Source organism: Pseudomonas sp. SMSB3 (assembly GCF_052041965.1).
Classification (GTDB): domain Bacteria; phylum Pseudomonadota; class Gammaproteobacteria; order Pseudomonadales; family Pseudomonadaceae; genus Aquipseudomonas.
In genome coordinates this window covers 1-23,498 of the sequence record NZ_JBKGGV010000006.1, presented here as the reverse complement: position 1 = coordinate 23,498, position 23,498 = coordinate 1, and the positions used below count along the sequence as shown (strand labels likewise).

20 protein-coding genes, 1 pseudogene and 1 riboswitch are annotated in these 23,498 nt (G+C 63.5%); of the genes and pseudogenes, 12 read left to right on the top strand and 9 right to left on the bottom strand.

From position 1 onward, the window contains the following. Nucleotides 1-22 precede the first annotated feature (22 nt). From ACLEJW_RS11850 to ACLEJW_RS11835, 4 genes are all read right to left on the bottom strand, one after another. Nucleotides 23-634 (bottom strand): FMN-dependent NADH-azoreductase, encoded by a 612-nt coding sequence (locus tag ACLEJW_RS11850; protein ID WP_313301658.1) that lies wholly within the window; start codon nt 632-634, stop codon nt 23-25. Between the two features lie 134 nt (nt 635-768). Continuing rightward, nucleotides 769-1,722: a LysR substrate-binding domain-containing protein gene (locus ACLEJW_RS11845; RefSeq protein ID WP_313301660.1), complete on the bottom strand. Its 954-nt coding sequence runs from the start codon at nt 1,720-1,722 to the stop codon at nt 769-771. 114 nt (nt 1,723-1,836) lie between these two features. Next, nucleotides 1,837-2,274, bottom strand: a complete 438-nt coding sequence (locus ACLEJW_RS11840; RefSeq protein WP_440777587.1) for a DUF1294 domain-containing protein — start codon at nt 2,272-2,274, stop codon at nt 1,837-1,839. A 1-nt stretch (nt 2,275) separates the two neighbouring features. Beyond that, nucleotides 2,276-3,106, bottom strand: coding sequence for an undecaprenyl-diphosphate phosphatase (locus ACLEJW_RS11835; RefSeq protein WP_145192994.1), 831 nt, complete (start codon nt 3,104-3,106; stop codon nt 2,276-2,278). A gap of 260 nt (nt 3,107-3,366) precedes the next feature. Between ACLEJW_RS11835 and ACLEJW_RS11830 the strand changes: the two are divergent. The 11 genes and pseudogenes from ACLEJW_RS11830 to ACLEJW_RS11780 all read left to right on the top strand — a co-directional run. After that, nucleotides 3,367-4,167, top strand: a pseudogene (locus ACLEJW_RS11830) (cache domain-containing protein); the annotation flags it as partial. 138 nt (nt 4,168-4,305) lie between these two features. Next, nucleotides 4,306-5,040 (top strand): methyl-accepting chemotaxis protein, encoded by a 735-nt coding sequence (locus ACLEJW_RS11825; RefSeq protein ID WP_440777695.1) that lies wholly within the window; start codon nt 4,306-4,308, stop codon nt 5,038-5,040. Between the two features lie 119 nt (nt 5,041-5,159). Next, on the top strand, nt 5,160-5,726 hold the full coding sequence (gene pnuC, locus ACLEJW_RS11820) for a nicotinamide riboside transporter PnuC (RefSeq protein WP_145192999.1): 567 nt from the start codon (nt 5,160-5,162) through the stop codon (nt 5,724-5,726). Then, the gene (locus ACLEJW_RS11815; RefSeq protein ID WP_313646061.1) at nt 5,723-6,274 is read left to right on the top strand and encodes an AAA family ATPase; all 552 of its coding nucleotides are present in this window, start codon (nt 5,723-5,725) and stop codon (nt 6,272-6,274) included. The genes pnuC and ACLEJW_RS11815 overlap by 4 nt, the downstream gene beginning before the upstream one ends. 296 nt (nt 6,275-6,570) lie before the next feature. Then, on the top strand, nt 6,571-7,002 hold the full coding sequence (locus tag ACLEJW_RS11810) for a hypothetical protein (RefSeq protein ID WP_145193002.1): 432 nt from the start codon (nt 6,571-6,573) through the stop codon (nt 7,000-7,002). 1 nt (nt 7,003) lies between these two features. Beyond that, nucleotides 7,004-7,582, top strand: coding sequence for an adhesin (locus ACLEJW_RS11805; RefSeq protein ID WP_440777586.1), 579 nt, complete (start codon nt 7,004-7,006; stop codon nt 7,580-7,582). A 47-nt stretch (nt 7,583-7,629) separates the two neighbouring features. Continuing rightward, on the top strand, nt 7,630-9,111 hold the full coding sequence (locus tag ACLEJW_RS11800; protein ID WP_145193006.1) for a heme utilization protein: 1,482 nt from the start codon (nt 7,630-7,632) through the stop codon (nt 9,109-9,111). A gap of 69 nt (nt 9,112-9,180) precedes the next feature. Next, nucleotides 9,181-9,861 carry a C39 family peptidase gene (locus tag ACLEJW_RS11795; protein ID WP_145193008.1) on the top strand — a complete coding sequence of 227 codons (681 nt, stop codon included), beginning with the start codon at nt 9,181-9,183 and terminating at the stop codon, nt 9,859-9,861. Between the two features lie 32 nt (nt 9,862-9,893). After that, complete coding sequence (locus ACLEJW_RS11790) at nt 9,894-10,643, top strand: hypothetical protein (RefSeq protein WP_440777585.1); 750 nt, start codon at nt 9,894-9,896, stop codon at nt 10,641-10,643. 47 nt (nt 10,644-10,690) lie between these two features. After that, nucleotides 10,691-11,989, top strand: coding sequence for a hypothetical protein (locus ACLEJW_RS11785; protein WP_440777584.1), 1,299 nt, complete (start codon nt 10,691-10,693; stop codon nt 11,987-11,989). 123 nt (nt 11,990-12,112) lie between these two features. Further along, on the top strand, nt 12,113-14,314 hold the full coding sequence (locus tag ACLEJW_RS11780) for an LTA synthase family protein (RefSeq protein WP_440777583.1): 2,202 nt from the start codon (nt 12,113-12,115) through the stop codon (nt 14,312-14,314). On the opposite strand, the gene ACLEJW_RS11775 is transcribed toward ACLEJW_RS11780, so the two are convergent. After that, nucleotides 14,315-15,640 (bottom strand): sigma 54-interacting transcriptional regulator, encoded by a 1,326-nt coding sequence (locus tag ACLEJW_RS11775; RefSeq protein WP_440777582.1) that lies wholly within the window; start codon nt 15,638-15,640, stop codon nt 14,315-14,317. A 346-nt stretch (nt 15,641-15,986) separates the two neighbouring features. Between ACLEJW_RS11775 and ACLEJW_RS11770 the strand changes: the two genes are divergently transcribed. After that, complete coding sequence (locus ACLEJW_RS11770) at nt 15,987-16,253, top strand: hypothetical protein (protein ID WP_145193017.1); 267 nt, start codon at nt 15,987-15,989, stop codon at nt 16,251-16,253. A 109-nt stretch (nt 16,254-16,362) separates the two neighbouring features. On the opposite strand, the gene ACLEJW_RS11765 is transcribed toward ACLEJW_RS11770, so the two are convergent. From ACLEJW_RS11765 to cobW, 4 genes are read right to left on the bottom strand one after another with little or no spacing between them, the layout of a single operon-like run. Then, a complete protein-coding gene (locus ACLEJW_RS11765; RefSeq protein ID WP_145193019.1) occupies nt 16,363-16,995 on the bottom strand; it encodes a vWA domain-containing protein in 633 nt (210 codons plus the stop codon). 35 nt (nt 16,996-17,030) lie between these two features. Further along, nucleotides 17,031-18,035: an ATP-binding protein gene (locus tag ACLEJW_RS11760; protein ID WP_145193021.1), complete on the bottom strand. Its 1,005-nt coding sequence runs from the start codon at nt 18,033-18,035 to the stop codon at nt 17,031-17,033. Between the two features lies 1 nt (nt 18,036). Beyond that, on the bottom strand, nt 18,037-21,798 hold the full coding sequence (gene cobN, locus ACLEJW_RS11755; RefSeq protein WP_440777581.1) for a cobaltochelatase subunit CobN: 3,762 nt from the start codon (nt 21,796-21,798) through the stop codon (nt 18,037-18,039). A 3-nt stretch (nt 21,799-21,801) separates the two neighbouring features. Beyond that, the gene (gene cobW, locus ACLEJW_RS11750) at nt 21,802-22,869 is read right to left on the bottom strand and encodes a cobalamin biosynthesis protein CobW (protein WP_145193026.1); all 1,068 of its coding nucleotides are present in this window, start codon (nt 22,867-22,869) and stop codon (nt 21,802-21,804) included. A gap of 99 nt (nt 22,870-22,968) precedes the next feature. Beyond that, nucleotides 22,969-23,176: riboswitch (cobalamin riboswitch) on the bottom strand. Between the last annotated feature and the right edge of the window lie 322 nt (nt 23,177-23,498).

Here is a 23,498-nt window from a genome sequence, read left to right as displayed (position 1 = left end):
CGGCGGGTCTAGCAACGCATGATCAGGCCGCTGCGAACAGCTCACCTGCGATTTGCGCTTGCGCGGCGTCGAGCGCCTGGGTGCGTTGCTCCGGGCCGTAGGCCAGGCCATGGGCGCGGACGATCTGCAGGTCGGTGATGCCGATGAAACCGAGGAACACTTTGAGGAAGTCCTCATGACCAACACCGGTCGGCTGGCCGGCATGCAAGCCACCTGCGGTCGAAACCAGCACCACTTTCTTGTCACCGCACAGGCCCTGAGGACCAGCTTCGGTGTAGCGGAACGTCTTGCCGGCGACGGCGACGCGGTCGATCCAGGCCTTGAGCTGGGTCGGCACGCTGAAGTTGTACATCGGCGCACCGATCACCACGGCATCGGCAGCGAGGAATTCTTCAAGGGTTTCGGCGCTCAGTTTGGCTTCGAATGCCTGGGCGGCATCGCGCGCTTCTTCCGGGGTGCCGGCCGCCATCAAGGTCGCGGAGGAAAAATGCGCGATGGCGTCGACGGCCAGGTCACGATAAACCACCTCGACGCTTGGGTCGGCGGCTTTCCAGGCCTCGACCACGTCACGGCTCAGCTGGCGAGAGGCGGAATTATCGCCAAGGATGCTCGAATCGATGTGCAGCAATTTCATGGGACGCTCCTGTAATGAAGACCGCAGCGGTGGGCGGTTACGATGGCGAGAATCCTACCGAGATGACGAATGACTGAAAAGCTGCTGAAAACGCGTTAGTTCGTCCCATTAATGGAACAATGCCGGAAGGCCGCTCAGCGAGCGGTTGCCGGCGGGAGTTTGCCTGCCGCCATGCACGCCTTGCGATCGGCTTCGGCATTCGCGCCAAGCTCCTCAGCCAACAGATCGATCAACCCCCGCACCGAGGGCAGCAAACCGCGTTTCGACGGGTAAACCGCATGGATGAGCCCGCTAGGAGGTCGATAAGCCGGCAATACCTCGACCAGCAGCCCAGCCTCCAGATCTCGCCGGACCATGACCTCCGGCATCTGTACTACGCCTACCCCCTGAAGCGCAGCACGGTGCAAGGCGTCCAGGTCGGCCGTGACCAAGCGCGGCGAGTGAGGCACCTCCACCCGATCACCTGTAGGCCCGATAAAGGCCCAGCGGTGGTCGCGATTGGCCGGCGCCAGGTCCATGCTCGGCAGCCCGACCAGATCGCCAGGTACGTCCAGGCCAAGGCCCTCGACCAGCGAAGGCTTGGCTACCAGTTTCTGATAGCTTTCGCCGAACACTTTGAGGAACAGGTTTTCATCCTGCAGCGGCGGAAAACGCACGCGCAGTGCGATGTCAAAGCCCTCGCCGAGCACATCGACGCGCCGATTGGTGCTCTCTACCTGAATCTGCACCTTGGGGTGAGCGACCATGAACTTCGCCATGGCATCGCTCACACCCATGGCGCCCAGCGCTGGTGGACAGCTCACGCGAATCAGGCCGTGGGGCTCGGACCGGGACTGCTCGATGACCTTCTCGGCAGCATCCGCCTCGATGAGCATGGCGACGCAGTGGCGATAATAGTCCTGGCCAATTTCGGTGACGGTGAACTTGCGTGTCGAGCGTTGTATGAGCCGCACGCCAAGCCGCTCCTCGAGCGCCAGGACCCGGCGGCTCAGCTTGGACTTGGGGATACCAATGGCGCGCGCAGCAGCAGCGAAGCCTTTGTGCTCGACCACCTGGGCGAAATAGTACAGTTCGTTGAAGTCAAACACGGGGCGATCCGCTGGCTGGGGACGTGCGGCATTATCGCAGGGAAGCTCAGGCATGTCCTGACGCTTGCGAGCTTCAGGATGCCTGGCCGTTCACTCGTGTGGCGGGCCTTGGCTTCAAGCAACGAACGGCGGAAAACGACTGCCCAGGAACAGATAGTCGACCCATACCGTTTGATGCACCAGCACAATCGCCCAAAACACCAGTTGATAAGACAGCTTGCGGGTCTTGTGTCGAAGCAGCTGCTGGGCCACCAGCGCGCCGGGCCAGCCGCCCAACAGCTCGCTGGCGTGCAGCACTTTTTCCGGCGTGCGCCAGGCGCCGTGCAGGGCCTGGCGCTTGTCCTGCCAGTACAGCAGCGCGCTGATCAGGCTGGCCAGTGGGTACAGCGCCAGCGGCACCCAGGTGTGCCCGTCCAGTCCCATCTTCAGCGCGCCGAGGCCCGGCAGCAGGCACAGCAGCGCCAACACCAACAGTTTCCAGCGGCCATGGCGCCCACCACCGTCTGCCCGCTTGGCGCCGTTGCGCGGCGCCGTCGTCTCAGAGCGGGCCATGTCAGCCGTGCGCCGTCGACCAGTCGACCCAGCCAAACTGCCAGGTCGCCAGGATCAACAGCCCAAAGACGATGCGATACCAGGCAAACGCCGCATAGCTATGATTGGCGATGAACTTGAGCAAGGCGCGCACGGCGATCATGGCGAAGATGAACGAGGTGACAAAGCCGATGGCGAACACTGGCAGATCCCCGGGCTGGAACAGGTCGCGGTACTTGTAGCCCGAGTACACCGCGGCACCCACCATGGTGGGCATGGCCAGGAAGAACGAGAACTCGGTGGCCGCCTTGCGTGACAGGCCAAACAGCAGGCCACCGATGATGGTGGACCCGGAGCGCGAAGTGCCAGGAATCATCGCCAGGCACTGCACGAAACCGATTTTCAAGGCGTGGCTCCAGCGCATTTCATCGACGTGCTCGACCGCCACCTGGTGCTCGCGGCGCTCGGCCCAGAGCATGATCACCCCGCCCACCACCAGCGCTGCAGCCACGGTGATCGGGTTGAACAGGTACTCATGGATCAGATCGGCGAACAACACGCCCAGCACCACGGCCGGCATGAACGCGATCAGCAGGTTGCCCGTGAAACGCCGTGCCTTGGGCTGGCTGGTCAGGCCGAACACCACGTCGAGGATCTTGGCGCGAAACTCCCACACCACCGCCAGGATCGCCGCCAGCTGAATGATGATGTTGAAAGCGATCGCCCGTTCACCGCTGAAGTCGATCAGGTCGGCGACGATGATCTGGTGGCCGGTGCTGGAAATCGGCAAGAACTCCGTCAGCCCTTCGACCACGCCCAAGATGATTGCCTGAAAGGCGGTCCAAAAATCCATCATTCCCCCGATGGAGCGCTGCTCGTTGCAGGCCCCTTATTTTTTGATGTGCTGGTGATTGCCACGCCGGGCGCGCCTTTTTACAGCGACTCCTGGGACCGATGCCAGGGGAAAAGTTCACTGCGGCTAAAGGTTTCATCTTGCGCGGCCGAGATCCTAGCAAAGCGGTACGGTAAACACCCGCACGCCCGGTGACAAAGTTGCCAGTTACTAGCACTTAGCCATTAGTCGGGTGCCTGGCGCCGACAAAGCATGCTTGCATGTACCTGAATAACAAGAACAAGGCAGGAGTGGATTCGATGAGGGCATTGAGGTCGATGTCGATCAGCCGTCGTTTGTGGCTGATCCTGGTGGTGGCGGTAGGCATGTTGCTGGTGCTGGGGCTGTTGATGCTGCGCCAGATTCACGGCGACCTGTACCAGGCCAAGGCGGAAAAGACCCGTCATGTCGTGCAGACGGCAGCGGGCGTATTGGCTTACTACCAGGGCCTGGAGGCGGCAGGCACGCTCACTCGCGAGTTGGCCCAGCAGCAGGCCTTGCAGGTGGTGCGGGCGCTGCGTTATGACCAGAACGACTATTTCTGGATCAACGACCTGACCCCGCGAATGGTCATGCACGCGGCCAATCCCAAGCTCGATGGCCAGGACCTTTCGGCGATTCGCGACCCGGACGGGTTTGCCGTGTTCAACGAAATGGTCGCCCTGGCCCGTGCACAAGGCGCAGGCCCGGTCGACTACCGCTGGCCCAAACCGGGCGCTAGCCATCCGGTCGCCAAGACCTCGTATATCCAGCTGTTCCAACCCTGGGGCTGGATCATCGGCTCCGGCGTATATGTCGACGATGTCCAGGCCGAATTCGCCCGCCAGTTGCGCGACGCCTCGCTGCTCGGCCTGGGCATCGCCCTGCTGATGGCCTTGGTCGTCATGCTGATCGCGCGCAGCATCGCCCGTCCGCTGCAAGCTGCCGTGCAGGCCATGGGCAACATTGCCAGCGGCGAAAGCGACCTTACCCGGCGCCTGGACACCCAGGGCCGCGACGAGATCAGTCACTTGGGCCAGCACTTCAATCAGTTCAACGGCAAGCTGCAAGGCGTGGTCGGCCAACTACAAGATGCCGCGCAGGCCCTGGCGCAGTCAGCCGGTCACGTCGGGGACAGCGCCAGCGCGGCGCAGCAGCACAGTGCCCAGCAATCGCTGCAGATGGATCAGGTGGCCACGGCGGTGAACGAGGTCACCTACGCCGTGCACGATGTGGCTGAAACAGCCAAGCAGGCCGCTGGTGAAATGCGTGCTGCGCAGCAGCAGGTTGAGCATGGGCAGGAGGCGATCCACGGCAGCTTGCAGCAGATCGATCGCCTGTCGGCAACCATCGAGCAGGCGGTGCAGGTGATCCGTGAGCTGGCCGGGCACAGCACCCGGATTGGCGGTGTGCTCGAGGTGATCCGCGCCATCGCCGAGCAGACCAATCTGCTGGCGCTGAACGCCGCCATCGAAGCCGCCCGCGCCGGCGAGCAAGGCCGAGGCTTTGCGGTGGTGGCCGACGAGGTGCGTTTGCTGGCCCAGCGCACGGCGCAATCGACCGCCGAGATCCACACCATGATCGAGCACCTGCAAAGCCAGTCGGATGCCGCCGTCAAGGCCATCCACACCAGCAGTGAAGCATCGCACCAGACCGTCCAGCAAGCCCGTGAAGCCGGCAGCAGCCTCGAAGCCATCAGCCAGTCACTGCACAACCTCACCACGCTCAACGCCTCGATCGCCAGCGCGACCTCAGAGCAGGCTCATGTGGTCGAGGAAATCAACCGCAACGTTCTAGACACAGCCGGTATCTCGCAACAGGCGGCCGAAGCGGCGCGACAGTCCAGCGATGCAGGGGTGGCGCTGGGACGCCTGAACGACCAGCTGGAACAGCTGCTGCGCCAGTTCCGCGTCTGACGCGCGGCGGCAACGGCCCGCGACGCCAACGGCTGGCGCGCGGGCCAAAGCCGCACGCGCCTACACCTGCCGGCCAGCACAGGCTACAATCGCCGCCCTCCCCCCGCCAAGGATCGCCGATGTCCGGCCTTGAACTCATCGCCGCCGTGCTCGGCATCACTGCCGTCTGGCTCACCGTCAAACAGAACGCCTGGTGCTGGCCGATCGGCCTGGCTGCGGTGCTGATCTATGCCGAGTTATTCTTCGAGGTGAAGCTGTATTCCGGCATGTTGCTGCAAGGCGCCTATGCATTGTTGCAGCTGTATGGCTGGTGGCAATGGAAGCGCCCCGGCCGCGTCGAGGACGCCCGACGCGTGTCGCGCTTGCCGGCAGCGGCGCTGGCATTGGGTTTGCTCGGTGGGCTGGTGCTGAGCGTGGCGCTTGGCGCGGGCATGTCGACGTGGACCGATGCCGCCCTGCCGTGGCTGGACGCGACGTTGACCGGGTTCAGCCTGGTGGCGCAGTTGTGGATGGCGCAAAAGCGCCTGCAATGCTGGCCCCTGTGGATGCTGATCGATGTCGCCTACGTCGGGCAGTACCTGCACCAGGGGTTGTATTTCACTGCAGGCTTCTTCGTCGTACTGACCGTCATCGCGGTGCGCGGCTGGCTGGAATGGCGCCGTGACCCGGCCCTGGTGCACGGATGAAAGTGGTGGTGCTGTGCGGCCCGGAGTCGAGCGGCAAAAGCTGGCTCAGCGGCGAAATCCAAGGCCATTTCGGCGGCGTCGTGGTGCCTGAATACGTGCGCCACTTCATCGACGAGCAAGGTCGTGACACGTGCTACGCCGACATCCCGAGCATCGCTCAGGGGCAATTGGCATGGGAAGACCATGCCCGCCAGCAAGCGCCCGAGCTGCTGATTCTCGATACCCACTTGCTGAGCAACATGCTCTGGAGCCAGGCGTTGTTCGGCGACTGCCCCATCTGGCTGGAACAGGCCCTGCTCGCCCGCCATTATCACTTGCACCTGCTGCTGAGCCCGCAGGGGGTGGGCTGGGTCGACGACGGCCAGCGCAGCCAGCCAGCCCTTGCGGACCGCCAGGCTTTTTTTGAAGCCAGCCGTCGATGGCTGATAGGCCACGGGCAAAACTTTCAGGTCATCGAAGGCGGCTGGCCGCAGCGCAGTGCAACGGCCCTGCAGGCGATACAGCACTTGTTGCACGGCAAATTACCGGTTTGTCCTACGGAGTGTTAATGCGGTGACACACATGCCCCACGCTAACCCTCTGTATTCAATGTGCAATGCGCCTGGCCTGCACAAGTGTCAAGCGTGTGAAACATTCGTGAAAATCTCCGGGATGTCAGGCGCCTGCGAGGCAAAACGCCATCGGTCAGGAAAGGTGTCTCAGCGCTGATACAGGAAAACCCTCGGTGAAGTCAGCTAGGTGCTGCAACCGCTTGATTCACATGCAATAAACAAAAGCGGCACACATTTCGCTCTACTCCCTCGCAACGCTGAACAGACCAGCGCTCGAGGAAGGAGTAGCCGCCATGGGGAAACTGGATAAAGGCATCGCTGGCCTGCTGCTGGTCGGATGTGGATGGGCAGCGGTGCTGCCGGCATTGGCTGACAACGGCATCATCACCATCACCCGCGATGTGCAGCCGCGCATGGCCGTGCGCGCACCGCTGGCGCCCGACCCCTACCCTACCACCGCCAATGCCAATCCCGTGACGTATGTGGTCAAGCAGACCAACGAGCTCAGTGACGGCGACTTCGCCAACATCACCAGCGGCACCGGCATCTCCTCGTTGATCACCCAGCAGACCAACAACCTCGGCGGCAACATTGGCAACCAGACGCAATTGCCAAACATGGCCGCTGGGCGTGGCACGGGCGGCGGCAATGGCATTGCCAACATGGTCAATTCCAGCGTGCAACGCGGCCTGGCCCCGTTGCAGATCCTCACCGGAGGCAAATGAGATGAGGATCACGCTGCTTGTGCTGACCCTGCTGGGCAGCGCCTCGGCGCTGGCGCAATCGCCAGTCCCGCAGATCAACGACGCCACCATCGACAATTCCGGTGCCCGCTACCAGGGCAACTTCAGCGTCAACCAGGCTGCCGGCGATCAACAGCAACAGGCCAACGCCCGCGCCCTGTCCAGCGGTGATGCAGCACGCGCGACCACACAGCTTCAACAGCGCCAGCAGGCCATCGTCGACCCCAACATGGGCGCGCGCGCCAGCATCCAAGGCGACGCCTTCAGCAACGGTAGTGGTGCCTTGGGCGTGAACCAGAGCGCCGGCGCCGCGACCCAACAGGCCAACGCCCTGCGCATCAGCATCAGTACACAACCGCAAAGCATCGACGACAGCGTCCTTCTGCAGCAGAACGTGGCGCTGGTCAACAACTCCGATCCAGCTGATACCTCGCCCGGCTATCGCCAGGTCACCACCGGTGATCAGGCGTTCACCGGTAGCCGTGGGGTCATTCAGCTGAATCAGAGCGCTGGGGTGGGCAACCAGACGGCAAACACCCTGAGCGTAAGGGTCGCGAACTGACCCGAACAGGTAAAGAACAACACTTAACCTACACACGGAGAGACACCATGAAACCTTCGATGGCACTCAAGCCTCTGGTTTTCGCAATTGCTGCGGTCATGGCTGTTGCTGCACAAGCGGGCCAGAACGATCGTCGTGGCAATGGCTACAACTACACCCCACCCGCCCGTGCAGTGCTGACCGATGCCACGGCCAACGCCAATGACGGGCAGCGCAGCACCGGTAACACCATCAATAACCAGGGCACCATCAACGAAGCCGAAATGAGCAGCTCCGGCACCGGTGCCAGTGGCAACGTCGGCGTCAACGTCGCGGCCGGTAATGGCAACCAGCAGGCCAACGCCTCGGCCATTGCCAATACTGCCTCCGACAACGCAGCCATCGACAACAGCTTCGTGTTCGGCACCTCCAATGCCACTGCCGAAATCACCCAGCGCAGCAATGGCAACAAGGTCAACAACTGGGGTACGCAAAGCTCGGCCGTCATGAGCGGCTCTGCTGAAGGCAGCAGTGGTAACGTGGGGATCAACATCGCCGGCGGCGACCTCAACCAGCAGAAAAACAGCATGGCGATCGCCAACAACTCGGCGGCCATCGGCAATTCCACTGCTACCGCTTCGGCCAACCAGACTGGGCCTGGCCTGGAAGTGAACAACGCTGCCGACCGCACCTACACCGTCGACACGCTGACCTTCACCACCTCCTCCAGCGGCTCGGCTTCGCGCAGCGGCTCGTACGATGCCAGCGTCGACAAGAACGCCAGCGCCAGTTACAGCGCCTCGGGCAGCAACAGCAGCAGCGCCAGCGGCTCGCACAACAGCAGCTCCAGCGGCTCTACCAGCCTGACCGCCAGTGGCTCGAACAGCAGCAGCGCAAGCGGCAGCAACAGCGCCAGCGCCAGCGGCTCGAACAACTGGGCAGCCAACGGCTCTGCCAGCAGCGACCACAGTTCGTCGTCCAACACTACCCTCAGCGCCTCGCTCGATGCCAGCGCCAACGGCAGTGCTTCGTCGTCGCAGACCTTCGGCAACTTCACCCGCTCGCAAAACTCGGACTTCGACAACTCGCTCAGCGCATCCTTGGACGCGTCTGTCGACAAGTCGCATGAGTCGGCGAGCAATTCGTCGTTCGACAAGTCGCTGAGCGCCTCTTTCGACCGTGCCTACGATTCTTCGTATGACCGTAGCCGCGACTCGTCCTACGACAAGGCGCGTGATACCTCCTACGAGAAAGCCAACGCCTCGGCATGGGACAAAGCCAACGAGTCGGCCTACGACAAAGCTGGCGAAACGGCCTCGCAGTCTTCGGACAGCATCTCCAAGAGCTTCAGCGAGTCTAGCGAGTTTGCCCTGAGCAACACCGTGTCGTTCCAGGTGCTGACCCCTACCGGCTGGGCCAACCCAGTCACCAATACCGCAACCCTCAGCGGTTCGGTCAATGGCGGCAGTGGCAACCTGGGCGTCAACGTGGCAGCCGGTGTGGGCAACCAGCAGAGCAACTCGCTGGCCATCTCCAACACCTCGATGTAACAGCGCCGGTCCAGAGGCTCCCTACGGGGAGCCTCTGTCTAACAAGAAAAAGACAGGGGGGCGTGGAGCATGCGTATTTTCGCCTTGGCATTGTTGCTGAGCCTTGCCGCTACCGGCGAAGCCTCGCAAATGCCGTTGTCCGTGCTGCCAGGCGGTGCAGTGATCTACAAACCGATCCAGAGCATCCGCGAACGCAAGTTCGTCGACCTGGTTCAGCAAAAGACCGATTTCAGCTGCGGTGCAGCGTCGCTGGCGACCATTCTGCGTCAGGCCTACTGGCTCGATGTCGATGAGCACCAGGTGATCGAGGGCATGTTGGCCCACGCCAACCAGGACCTGGTCCGCACCCAGGGTTTCTCGATGCTCGACATGAAGAAATACGTCGAAAGCCTGGGCATGCGCGCACGTGGCTACAAAGTGGCACCCGACACCCTGCACAGCATCCGCATCCCGGTGGTGGTGCTGATGGACATTCGTGGCTACAAGCACTTCGTGGTCATGCAGAAAGTCGACCGTGGCTGGGTCTACATCGGCGACCCGGTACTGGGCCACAAACGCTTCAAGCTCGATGATTTCGTCAAGGGCTGGAACGGCATCATCTTCGCCGTGATCGGCCAAGGCTACGACAAGCAGAACGTCCTGCTCGATCCACCCTTGCCCCTGAGCGCCAAGGGCCAGGTCAGCAACTTCAAACCGGTACAGGACGCAGAGCTGATGGACTTCGGGTTCATCCAGAGCGACTTCTTCTAACGCTGTAGGGCATGACGCTTCAGGAGCACCTCATGAAGACTTCCCTGTGGCTGGCAGCCGTGTGCCTGGCCGCCAGCCTGCCAACCCAGGCAGAGACATTCAAACCGATCGAATTGAAAGATCAGGAGCTGGCCGGCTTGCGCGGGCGCTACGTGATGCCCGGACGCATCGTCAGCTTCGGCATCGTCATGACCAGTACCTGGCAGAACGCCAATGGTCAGGTGATCGGTGCGACGTCGACCATGCAGGTTCAGCAATCGACCATCACCCCGCAGTTCTACGTGTCGATGATCGATGAACATGGCGCTGGCGTCGCTAACGCCTCGGGGGCCCCGGGCACCGGGACGGTCACCGGCGGCAGCGGCCTGAACACCACCGAGGGGGTGACCCAGGTGGTGCGCGCCGCCGGCGATTTCAACATGGCCCACAACAATGTCGACATCAACGTCAGCAAGGGCGACCAGGCGCCGGCCACCCAGCCGCAGGGCCAGGCGTTGGCGGCGGGCGGCACCCTGGTGGGCGCCAACGGCGCCGGGACAATGAGCGTCTCGGCCGGCAGCGCAGGCGTGCAGATGAACATCGTCGCCAGCGCCAACCAGGGCAGCAGCCTGCAACGCCTGGGCCAGGGTGGGCTGATGCAGAACACCACGTTGCTAGGCTCCAGCAACCGTGTCAGCAACCTCACCTCGCTCAATGTGGTACTGCGCGACAGCCCAGCGGCAAGCGGTGGCGTCAGCGCCAATCTGGATCAACTCAAAGGGCTTCGCAATCTCGGATACTGATCTACGCTCAAGTCTCATCGTATGCAGTCAGAAGGGACGACGAATCCATGCACCGTTTGTTGACGTTCAGAGCTATCGTTTGCATAACTACAACAACACTGGCCCCGGCCACGCTGCTTCAGGCGGCGACCGACCCCCAGGTCGAGGCACTCAAACAGGAATTGCTCGCGCTCAAGCAGCGTTATGAAGCGCAACAGAACGCACTTATGGTGCTCGAACAACGGCTGCGCCAGGTCGAGGAAGCCCCCGCACAGCCGGCACCGAAGCGCTTGACCAAGTCCCCGGCCGAAGGCGTCAGGGGCGGCCAGACCGTGGCCTCTGGCGCGCCGGGCACCACCGGCGGCGCCAGCGGCAGCTCCTATGGGCAATCGCTGCAGGACAATTCCGAGCCTGCGCAAAGCGTGTCCAACCTGTATGACGAAGCCAGCGGCTTCTTCGGCGGCGGCAAGTTCAGCGTCGAGACCGGCGTCACCTACACCCACTACGACACCCGCGCCCTGACCCTCAACGGCTTCCTGGCGCTGGATTCGATCTTCCTCGGCAACATCAACATCGACCGCATCAAGGCCGACAACTGGACGCTGGACCTGACCGCACGCTACAACGTCGATCAGCGCTGGCAGTTCGACATAAACGTGCCGATCGTCTACCGCCAGTCCACCTACTCTTCCGGGGGCGCCGGGGGTGCTGCCGGGATCACCAACGACGAATCGGTAACCCGTGACCCGGCGATCGGCGACGTCAACGTCGGCGTCGCCTACAAGTTCCTCGACGAAGACGACACCTGGCCGGATGCCGTTGCCACGCTGCGGGTCAAGGCCCCCACCGGCAAGGACCCTTACGGCATCAAGCTGATCCAGAGCCCTGGCAACGACAACCTGGCGGTGCCGGAAGACCTGCCGACCGGCAACGGCGTCTGGTCGATCTCGCCGGGCCTGTCGCTGGTCAAGACCTTCGACCCGGCTGTGCTGTTCGCCAGCGTGCAGTACACCTACAACATGCAGGACTCGTTCAGCGACATCAGCCCGCAGGTCAACACCAAGGTGCCAGGCGACGTCAAGCTCGGCGACTCCTGGCAGGTGGGCGGCGGTATCGCCTTCGCCTTGAACGAGAAAATGAGCATGTCGTTCTCGGTCACCGACCAGTTCTCGCGCAAGAGCAAGATCAAGCCAGACGGCGGCGATTGGCAGTCAGTGAGCAACAGTGACTACAACGCCGCCAACTTCAACATCGGCATGACCTTCGCTGCCAGCAATAACCTGACCATCGTGCCGAACCTGTCCATCGGCTTGACCGATGACGCGCCGGACTTCTCCTTCAGCCTGAAATTCCCGTACTACTTCTGATGACCGGGGCGCGCTGCGCCCCGCAATTGGTTACCAACCTTGTAGACCACGGCTTTCCTGAAACCGGCCTGTTATCATCGCGCACATATGTGTGACGATTTCATGTCAATAAGGAAAGTGTGCGTGAAAAACCTGCTTGGCCCCGCTCGGATCCGGTTGCTGGCCCTGGTGACCTTGGTGCTGATCATCCCCATGGGGGTGCGCACCTTGCTTGGCTGGTCCAATCCGTTCGGTTACCTGTCGGACCTCGCGCTGGGCAGCGTGCTTGTGCTGCTGTTGCAGCGCCGCCCGTGGTGGCTGGCCTTGCCGGTACTCGTGGCCTGGGCCGCGCTATGGGTGGCCTCGGCGGAACTGGTCAGTGCCGTCGGCAGGCTGCCCAACGCTGCGGACCTGACCTATCTGTTCGACCCGCAGTTCATGGAAAACTCCACCGGCGGCGGCCTCGCCCATCCCTGGTTGGTGCCCTTGCTGGCCGCAGCGCTGGCCATCTGGCTGTGCAGCGCGTGGCGTAGCCGCCAACAGCCGGGGCGTCCCTTCAACGCAAGCAGCTACGCGCTTGCGACAGCCCTGCTGGCCACGCACTGGGCGGGACAACACCTGCTTCCCAGCGACGCCGATCAGTGGCGCCAGTTCAACCTGCCGCATCAGCTGATGTCCGCTGCGGTGGGCGATGCCCAACGGCGCGTCGAGCAGTGGGCTGGCCAGGCGCCTGTGCTTACGCCATTACCCAGTACTGGGCTGACGCAGCATGACCTGAGCGGCCAGAAGCTGCTGGGCGCTCCGGGGCGTGCGCGCAATCTGTTGGTGATCACCCTCGAAGGCATTCCCGGCGCCTACATTGCCGGCAATCGCCAGGCCGTGGGCAGCCGCTTCGAGGAAAACCTCATGCCCAATCTCAGCCGCTGGGCAGAGCGCGGCATGAACACCCCAGACTACGTGCTGCACACCCACCAGACCATTCGCGGCTTGTATGCGATGTTGTGCGGCGACTACGACAAGCTGGCCAACGGCACGCCCAAAGGCGTCGAGTTGTTGACCCAGCAGGTGCGCAACCAAGCCTGCTTGCCGAACCAGTTGCGCCAGGCCGGTTTCGCCACCCATTACCTGCAAGGTGCCGGCCTGCGCTTCATGGCCAAGGACCGCATCATGCCCCACGTCGGCTTCGACTCGGTGCATGGCCAGGAATGGTTCGGCAACGCCAACTACCTGGACTTTCCCTGGGGCAAGGACGACAGGGCGTTTTTCGAAGGGGCATTGGACTACGTAAGCCAGCTGCGCCACCAGCAGCGCCCTTGGATGCTCACCCTGCTGACAGTCGGGACCCACCAGCCCTATTCGGCGCCCGAGGCCTACCTGCAGCGTTTCGCTACCGCCAAGCAGGCGGCCGTGGCTTACCTCGATGACGCCCTCGGGGCATTCTTGGAAGGCCTTGAACGCCAGGGCGTGCTCGAAGACACCCTGGTCGTCATTACCTCGGATGAATCACATGGCATAGACGGCGTGCGCCTGGCTTCGTCGTGGGGCTTCAACCTGACCCTGACGCCTGAGCAGGCGCAACTGCCGCGTATCAAGCCGGGCACCTACGGCCACGTCGATCTGGCCGCCTCCCTGCTGGACTACTTCGCCCTGCCCATACCGCTCGCGCTTGGCGGACGCTCGCTGTTTCGCGACTACGACAGCGGTCGCGAGATGATCGCCTATACCAACGGTATGCTGCGCTATCACGACGGCAAGGGCGTGCTCACCGAGTGCGATTTTCAGCAGCGCTGCCGCCGCTATGAAAGCCCGGGCTTCATAGCCTCCCAGGCCAGGTACCTGGGCCTGGCCGAGGCTGGCGTCGGTGCGCAGATCGGCGCTCTGGCCGGTGTGCTCGATCAATCGCTGCTGCAAACGCCACTGAACCTGCGCTATCAATTCGGCAGCCCTGCTGCCATCGCGCTTCGGCCCCAGGTCGATGACGATTGGGCGGATAACCTGATCGGCGCGCAGTACCTCGAGATGCCAGAAGGCTCGTTAACCCGAGTAAGGGTGAAGGTTCGCGCGCTGGATGCAAACCACACGGCTTATATCCAGCTCAAGGCCAAGGAATTCGAACAGGACGTACCATTGGGCCTGCCGCCGGAAATGGCCGTCACGGCCGATAGCCCGCTCGACATGGAATTCAGCTTCGCCAACCCGACCCAACGCAAGGCGTTTTCCTTTCACCTGCTCGGTTATGGCGGCGGCGAGGTGGAAATCAGCGACTTCAGCGTAATCACGGGCGAGCCCGACAGTGAAGACCCGGTCGAGGACTTTTCCGACGGGCACATCGCCCAGTCGAGTTGATCAGCGGATCTGATGCTTGTGCAGCAGGCGGTAGAACGTCGGCCGTGAAATTCCCAGCGCCTTGGCCGCGATGCTCATGTTGTTGCTGTGTCGATCGAGCACGTCGCACAATGCCTGGCGCTCGGCCCGGTGCTTGTAGTCCTCCAGCGTTCCCAGGGGTTGATCGACTGGCTCCTGCACCTGCAAACCCAGGTCTTGCGCCTCGATCTGGCGCCCTTCGGCCAGCACCAGCCCGCGCCTGACACGGTTAGCCAGCTCACGGACATTGCCTGGCCACGTGTGCTTGCCCATGGCCGCCAGGGCATTGTCGCTGAAGGACCGGGGACGGCGGCCGGTTTCCACGCTGTAGAAATGCGCAAAGTGGTTGGCGAGCATCGACAGGTCCCCGTGCCGGTCACGCAGCGGCGCTGTCACCACTTGCAGCACGTTGAGCCGGTAATACAGATCTTCGCGAAAGCGCCCTTGTTCGATGGCTCTTTCCAGGTCGACATGGGTTGCCGCCAACACCCGTACATCGACTGCCAGCGGCTGGCTGCCACCGACCCGCTCGATGTGCTTTTCTTGTAGAAAGCGCAGCAGATTGGCTTGCAACTCCAGCGGCAGGTCGCCAATTTCATCGAGAAACAAAGTGCCGCCATGCGCCGCTTCGATGCGCCCGACCTTGCGCTGGTGCGCCCCGGTGAACGCGCCCTTCTCGTGGCCGAACAGTTCGGACTGAATCAGGTTATCGGGAATCGCCCCGCAATTGATGGCCACGAACGGCATCTCGCGGCGCTGTGATTGCCGGTGCAGGGTCCGCGCTACCAATTCCTTGCCCGTGCCGCTTTCGCCACGGATCAGCACCGGCGACTCGGTAGGCGCCAGTTTGCTGAGCAATTTGCGCAGCTCGAGGATTGGCCGGCTATCACCCAGCAGTTCATGCGCCTGCTCGTCGACGGTGACGCTGCCCTTGCCGCGCAGGCGGGCCATGCCAAAGGCGCGGCCCAGGGTGACCAGCACGCGGGAGTAGTCGAACGGCAGAGTGTGAAAGTCGAAGAACCATTCGCAGACGAAGTCGCCAACATTCTGCAGGCGCAGTTGCTCGGCATCGAGCACGGCAATCCATTCGGTATTGCTGCGCTTGATCATGTCCTTGACCGCGTCCGGATGGCGTAGGTGCGCTTCCTGCAGACGCAGCAGGCCGATGTCGCATGGATGCTCCAGCGCCAGGTCCAGGCCACAGGAATGCACCTCCCATCCGGCACCCGCCAAGCCCGGCAGCAGACGGTGACAATCCTCACAGGGGTCGACGATCAATAGACGGCGAAGCGCGGCAGTATCGGGCATGACCGTTCCTTGGCGCCAATTGTTGGGTTTTTTTCGCTAAAACAGCAAGTTGCGGCGCCCAGTTAACAGTAGCAACGAACTTGACGCTGCCCACGACCGTCTGTCTGCCGATGACGGGATGTAGAAAGTGCTTCGGGAATTTTTCAAATTGAAAAACGTCACAGGCGGCGCGTGAAAAATTTAATCCGCCGTCCAGCAATAAATTTTACCGCCGCTGTGTGACTCCACCCCCAACTTGGAGCATCAGTACAAATAACCCCGCGCTGCAGATCGCTCAATCTATTCATGCGACAGAGCAGTCAAGCGGACCTCATTTCGCTGTTTGGGACCAAAGAGAGACCGAACCATGAATGCCCCGCTCCGTGTCAACGAAGCCTTGCTGATTGCCGACCACGCCTTCGAACCTTTCCAGTGCGTAGCCTGGGACGCGCCCAACGGCACTGGCGAGCTGAGCCTGGCGGTGATCGACCGGACCAACACCCGGATCGGCAGCAAGCAGGTGTCTTCGCGCATCTACTCCGACCTCGCCCAGTGGGCGAGCCTGATCGAAGAAGTACGCGCCGAGCTTTGCCAGAAAGGTTATGACCTGCAACCTTGGTCCATGCCCAAGTAGCAGCGCCAAGTTGCACGCTGCCCGCTGCAAGAAAGAGCCATCACGAATGCCACGCTCTTTCTTGTAGCCAGCAACTTTGAAGCTTATAACTTGCGACGCTGCGAAACGGTCATTCCAGGACTTTGAAGTGCTGCAGATGCTGATAGTCAGCGTGTAGTTCGGCTGCCAGTTGTCGGGCACGTCCCAGGCGCACTGGCGCCAATTCGATGTCTACCAGCAGTGTGGCACAGGGCATGGGCTGCACCGCTTTCCAGCGCTGCAATCTGCCATCGGTGAACACCAGGCAACGTTGCACTTGATCGGGATGGGATTTTTGCCAGGCTTCGAGCCAGCGCCGTGCTTGCTCAAGCGATGCGATCAAGGGCGTCCCACCCCCTGCCCCCAATGCCTGCAACCAAGGCTGCAGGCTGGCCGAGGCCTTCAGCCCATGGCGCTGCCAGCGCGGCTCTGCGCCGCTGGCCGTCAGCAACGCCAAGCGCGCGCGTTGCCGATAGGCCTGGTCGAATAGCTGAGCCAACAAGCCTTTGCACTGGGCCAGGGCCTGGTGCCGCCGGGTGGATGCCGAGGCGTCGACGATGACCAGCCAGACCTCGGTGGCCTGCGCATGACGCTGCTGCCAGCACAAATCCTGACGTGATTTCGGACGCCCCTTGAGCAACGTTGCCAGCCATGCCACCCGCCCGCGGGAGGCCGCACGGGCGCGGCCGCGGGCAGTGCCGGCCAGCTTGCCGGGGCTGGGCATGGCATCCGCCAACTCAAGGGAAGGTTGACGGATGCTCAGGGCTTTTTTGCCCAGTTCGGCACCTCACGCCGCGCCCCGCTGGCGACTGGCTGCGCGGGCAAGGCGCCGTCATTGCCCTGGCCGCCGTCATCGTGCCTGCCCTGAGTACCAGTGGCCCCAGGTGGGGTGGCAGACTGCGGTGCCTCAGGGGGTGTGCGGCGGCGATGCCGCAGTGCAAATTCGGCCACCGCTTCGACATCGCTCTGCGCGATCGCCTGCCCCGCGCGCCAGGCGCAATGGGCACGGGCGGCGCGCAACCAGACCAGATCGGCACGCAGGCCGTCGACACCAGCAGCAAAGCAGCGCTCGGTGATCCAGCTCAGGGCCTGGTCATCCAGTGCGATCGCCTCCAGGCGCTGGCGTGCAGCCTGGCAACGCTGGCGCAACTGGGCCTGGGCCTCGGCCCAGTGTGCGCAGAACCCCTGTGGATCGGCGTCGAACGCCAGCCGGCGGCGGATGATCTGTTGCCGCGCCTGGGGTGGCGGCAGGCCTTCGAGGGCAATGTTCAGGCCGAAGCGGTCGAGCAGTTGCGGGCGCAGTTCACCTTCTTCGGGATTCATGGTGCCGATCAACACGAAACGCGCAGCGTGCCGGTGGGAGATACCGTCCCGCTCGACCCGGTTGGTACCGCTGGCAGCCACGTCGAGGAGCAGGTCGACCAAGGTATCGGGCAGCAGGTTGACCTCATCGACATACAACACGCCGCCATCGGCCTGGGCCAGAACACCCGGGCTGAACTGCGCCTTGCCTTGCCCGAGCGCAGCGTCCAGGTCCAGGGTGCCGACCAGCCGTTCTTCGCTGGCGCCCAGCGGCAGCGTCACGAACGGCCCCTCGCCGAGCAGGTCGGCCAGGCCGCGGGCCAGGGTACTCTTGGCCATGCCGCGCGGGCCTTCGATCAGCACGCCGCCGATCTTCGGGTCGATGGCGGTCAGGCACAGCGCAAGCTTGAGGTCTTCGGCGCCCACTACGGCAGCCAGCGGAAACTGTATGGGGTCACTCATTTCAAGCCTGTTCCTCGCCATCGAGCAGCTGTTCCTCGAGCGCCTCGCGATAGTCACCAGGCGACTGCCACAGCCCGCGTTGCTGGGCTTCGAGCAGGCGTTCGGTGAGGTCGCGCAGGGCTTCGGGGTTGTGCTCGCGCATGAAGTCGCGGGTCGCCGGGTCGAGCACATAGGCATCGGCCAGCGACTGATAATGATGATCATCGATCAAGTGGGTGGTGGCATCGAAGGCGAACAGGTTGTCCACCGTCGCGGCCAGCTCGAAGGCACCTTTATAGCCATGCCGCTTGGCGCCGTCGATCCACTTCGGATTGAGCGCGCGGGCGCGAATGACGCGGTTGAGTTCTTCTTTCAAGGTGCGGATGCGCGGCCGGTCGGCCTGGCTATGGTCGCCGTGATAGCTGGCCACCGCTGCGCCGGACAGGCTCTCGGCGGCCGCCAGCATGCCGCCCTGGAACTGATAGTAATCATTGGAATCAAGCAGGTCGTGCTCGTGATTGTCCTGGTTCTGCACCACCGCCTGCACCTGCCCCAGGCGCGTGGCGAACTGGGCCCGCGCCGGAGTGCCCTCGTCGCTGGCGCCGTAGGCGTAGCTGCCGTGGTTGAGATACACCTGCGCGAGGTCGTCGCGGCTCTGCCACAGGCGCCCGTCGATGGCGTTCTGCACCCCAGCGCCGTAGGCGCCAGGTTTGGCCCCGAATACCCGCCAGCCGGCTTGCCGCGCGGCCTGCTCTGGCGCCACACCCTGCGCCTGAAGGCTGGCGCGCTCGCTGCGCACGCGCGCAGCCAAAGGGTTGAGCGCATCGGGCTCATCGAGTGCCGCCACCGCCTGAACGGCGGCATCGAACAAGCGAATGAGGTTGGCGAAGGCATCCCGGAAGAACCCTGAAACCCGCAGCGTCACGTCTACCCGCGGACGGTCGAGTACGCCCAGCGGCAGAATCTCGAAGTCATCGACGCGTTGGCTGCCCTGCGCCCACACCGGCCGCACGCCCATCAAGGCCATGGCCTGGGCGATGTCGTCGCCACCGGTGCGCATGGTCGCGGTACCCCACACCGACAAGCCCAATTGACGCAGATGATCGCCGTGTTCCTGCAGGTGCCGTTCCAGGATCAGGTTGGCTGAGGCGAAACCCAGGCGCCAGGCGGTGGTGGTCGGCAGGTTGCGCACATCCACGGTAAAGAAGTTGCGCCCGGTCGGCAGCACGTCCAGGCGCCCACGGCTGGGTGCGCCACTGGGCCCTGCGCAGACGAATCGCCCGGCCAGCGCAGCCAGCAGCCCAGCTGTTTCGGCAGCGCCGCAGGCGTCCAGACTGGGCGCGACCTGCGTGCACAGGGCATCGAGTACGTCTTGCACGGGCTGCCACTGCGCCTGCTCTGGCAACTGCACATGGCCCGCAAGCGCCTGCTCGATCAACTGCAGGGCCAGCAGCTCGAGGCGCTCGCGGGTGTCACCCTGGGTGCGCCAAGCGTCATCGCTGACTGCCTGCAACAACGCCGGCGACGGGCCAGACCAAGCCTGGCCCAGGTCGCAGTCCAGCGGGTCGATGCCCAATGCCAACGCCTTGGCCAACGTGCGCAGCAAGCTGGCATTGCCACCTCGACCGTCGCCGCGCTCGACGCGCAGCAATGCCAGCAAGGTGTCCAGGCGTAGTCGATCCTGGGGTGACTGGCCGAAAATGTGCAGGCCATCGCGAATCTGCGATTCCTTAAGGTCGCACAGGTAGGTGTCCAGGCGCGGCAGCCACAGCGCCGCATCGTCCAGCTGGCCTTCGATCTGTAATTCGCGGTCGATGTGGTTGGCTTTGACGAGCGCCAGAATATCGCCCTGCAATTCACGGGCACGCCGCGGGTCGAGCAACTGAGCTTCGTAGAATTCGTCGGCCAGCTGTTCCAGGTCGCGCAGCGGGCCGTAGGTTTCGGCACGCGTCAGCGGCGGCATCAAATGGTCGATGATCACCGCCTGGGTACGGCGTTTGGCCTGCGCGCCTTCGCCTGGATCGTTGACGATGAACGGATAGATGTTGGGCAGTGGGCCGAGCAGTGCGTCCGGCCAACACTGCGCGGACAAGCCGACGCCTTTGCCTGGTAGCCACTCCAGATTGCCGTGCTTGCCGACATGAATCACCGCATCGGCCGCATAGGCGTGGCGCAACCAGAAGTGAAAGGCCAGATAACCGTGGGGCGGCACCAGGTCGGGGTCGTGATAGACCGCGCTTGGATCGAGCTGATAACCGCGTGCCGGCTGGATGCCAACGAACGTCTGCCCGAAGCGCAGGCCCGCCACCATCAGCCGCCCAGCGCGGAACATTGGATCCTGCTCAGGCGCGCCCCACCGCTCGAGTACAGCCTGGCGGTTGGCCTCAGGCAAGCGCGCGAACGCGGCATGGTAGTCATCGAGGCTCAGGCTCTGCGCGCAAGGGCGCTGGTCGAGATGGTCGAGGTCATTGGTCACGCCACCCAGCAGACGATGGATCAGCTGCGTGCCGCTGCTGGGCAAGTCCGCCACTGGATAACCCGCCGCCTGCATGGCCTGGAGGATATTGAGCGCGGCCGCCGGGGTGTCCAGCCCGACGCCATTGCCGATGCGCCCGTCGCGGGTCGGGTAGTTGGCAAGCACCAGGGCCACGCGTTTCTGTTGGTTGGGCACGCGCGCCAGCGCCACCCAGCGCCGCGCCAGCTCGGCGACGAAGTCCATGCGCTCGGGGTGGGCGCGGTAGCACACCACGTCGGACTGGCTGCGCTCGCTGCGCCAGGCCATGTCCTTGAAACTCACCGGGCGCGTGATGATGCGCCCGTCCAGTTCCGGCAAGGCAATGTGCATGGCCAGGTCGCGCGCGCCCAGGCCCTGCTCGCTGGCCTCCCAGCCAGGCTGGTTGTCCTGCGCACAGATGGCCTGCAGTACCGGAATGTCGCGGCGCAGCGGCCGCAGATTGGGCCGCTCTGGGCTCGACATGGCGAAGCCTGTAGTGTTGATCACCACCTCGGCTTCTACCTCATCGAGCCACGCCTCGACCTGCTCCAGGCAGGCGCTTTCCTTCAGGCTGGCCACGGCGATGGGCAGCGGGTTGAGCCCTGCGGCTTGCAGGCGTTGGCAGAACACGTCGATGAACGCGGTATTGGCGGCCTGCAGGTGCGAGCGGTAGAACAGCAGGGGCGCCACCGGATGCTGTGGATTCCACTGGCCATACCAATCCTCAAGCTGCGCGGCAGGCTTTTGCGGGTGATACACCGACGTGCGCGGCAACGGCTTCGGCTCATCCCAGCGGTAGTCGCGCCCCAGCCACTGGGTGGCCAGGCAGTTGAACAGGTTCAGCGCATTGCCGTGCCCGCCTTGGCGCAAGTAATGCCAAAGTCGTTCTGCCGCCTCGCCGGTGACGCTCCCCAGCCCCGTCAGCTCGGGGTCGGGGCGGTCATCACCGGGCACCAGAATCAGCTCCACCCCCTGCGCCGCCAGTTCCACCAGCTGCTCGACGCCATAGCGCCAATAGCCGACCCCACCGTGCAGCGACACCAGAATCACCTTGGCATGGCGCAAGACCTGGTCGATGTAGAGATCGACCGAGGCATGGTTCTGTACCTGCATCGGGTTGGCCAGGCGCAGGCTTGGGAAATCGGCAGGCAGATGCTCGGCGGTATCGGCCAACAGCGCCAGGTGCGAATCACCGCTGCACAGGATCACCAGCTCAGCAGGTGTCTGCCCGAGGTCGGCGATGCTGTCATCGGGTACGAAACCGCCTGGCTGAGTGCGCAGCAGGTGCATGGATCAGGCGCCCAGGGCCTGGCGCAGGCGGCTTTCCAGGAGTGCGGCATCAAGATCCTGGCCAATCAGCACCAAGCGGGTGAGGCGCGGCTCGTCGGCGCGCCAGGCGCGGTCGAAGTGCTTGTCGAAGCGGGTGCCGACGCCCTGCACGAGCAGGCGCATGGGTTTGCCGGGAATCGCGGCGAACCCTTTGGCGCGCAGGATGCCGAACTCCACCACCAGCTGGTTGAGGGCCTCGAGCAGCAGGCGCTCATCGGCTTCAGGCAGGTCGATGGAAATCGAGTCGAAGGCATCGTGGTCGTGATCATCGTGATCGTCGCCGTCATGGTGCGAATCATGGTGGGTACGACGGCTGTCGATGTGTGCCTCGGACTGCGCTTCGACGCCCAGCAGCACGTCCAGCGGCAGGCGGCCGCTGCTGGCCTCGATGACCTTGACTGCAGGCGGCAGTTCTTCGGCGACTTCGGCGCGAACCTTGGCCAGGCCTTGGGCGTCGATCAGGTCGGCTTTGTTCAGCACCACCAGATCGGCGCTGGCCAGTTGGTCGGCGAACAGTTCATGCAGCGGTGATTCGTGGTCCAGGTTGGGGTCGAGCTTGCGCTGGGCATCGACTTGATCGGGGTAGGCGGCGAAGGTGCCGGCAGCGACTGCAGGGCTGTCGACAACGGTGATGACGGCGTCGACGGTGCAGGCGTTGCGGATCTCGGGCCACTGGAAGGCTTGTACCAGGGGCTTGGGCAGTGCCAGGCCGCTGGTTTCGATGAGGATGTGGTCCAGGTCCGCGCGGCGTGCGACCAGTTCGCGCATCACTGGGAAGAACTCTTCCTGCACGGTGCAGCACAGGCAGCCGTTGGCCAGTTCATAGACGCGACCGTTGGCCTCTTCTTCGGTGCAGCCGATGCTGCACTGCTTGAGGATTTCGCCATCGATGCCCAATTCGCCGAATTCGTTGACGATCACGGCAATGCGGCGGCCTTGGGCGTTGTCGAGCATGTGGCGCAGCAAGGTGGTCTTGCCGGAGCCGAGAAAGCCGGTAACGATGGTGACGGGAAGCTTGGCCAGTGTTTTCATGTCGCGGTGCCCTGTGCAGGATGGCGCGGGCACAGGAGACGAAAGCCGCAGCAAGGCCAGCCGGGCTCGTTCGCCACCGGATCACCCCGCCCGGTTGAAAGTCGAAATCGTGACGAGGCAGGTCTCCTGGCTTGCAGCGTTCCGGCCGGTGTCAACCGGCCGGTAGGATGACGCCTTCCCGCGGGTAGGGCGCAGTGGCTGTGTCGATCCGTTAGCGGTGCTTACAGTTGCGGGGGCAGCCGCGGCTTGTACCGCGTTCCCGTCTTAGCTTCGGCCTGGCCGAAGAACCTCGAAGCGGCAAGGCTACGCGTGGCCCGGCAGGTGGTCAACCGTTGCGCAACGCGCAGCGGTGCGGTTGCGGTTTGCTGTTGCTGTTGCTGTTGCTGTTGCTTTGCTGTTGCTTTGCTGTTGCTTTGCTGTTGCTGTGTGCTTTTGCTTTGCTTTTGCTGTTGCTTCTAAGCGCGCGATAGTTCAGGCAACGCAAATTGCGACCTCAGGAGGCCGAGCGTAGGCGTCTGGAGGGCCCAGGGTGCGTAGCACCCCCGACGGCGTAGCCGGAGGACGCGAGCTGTACGACTTGCGAAGCAAGTTGTGGCCGCGCCGGGCCCGCAAGACGCCGAAGCGAGGGA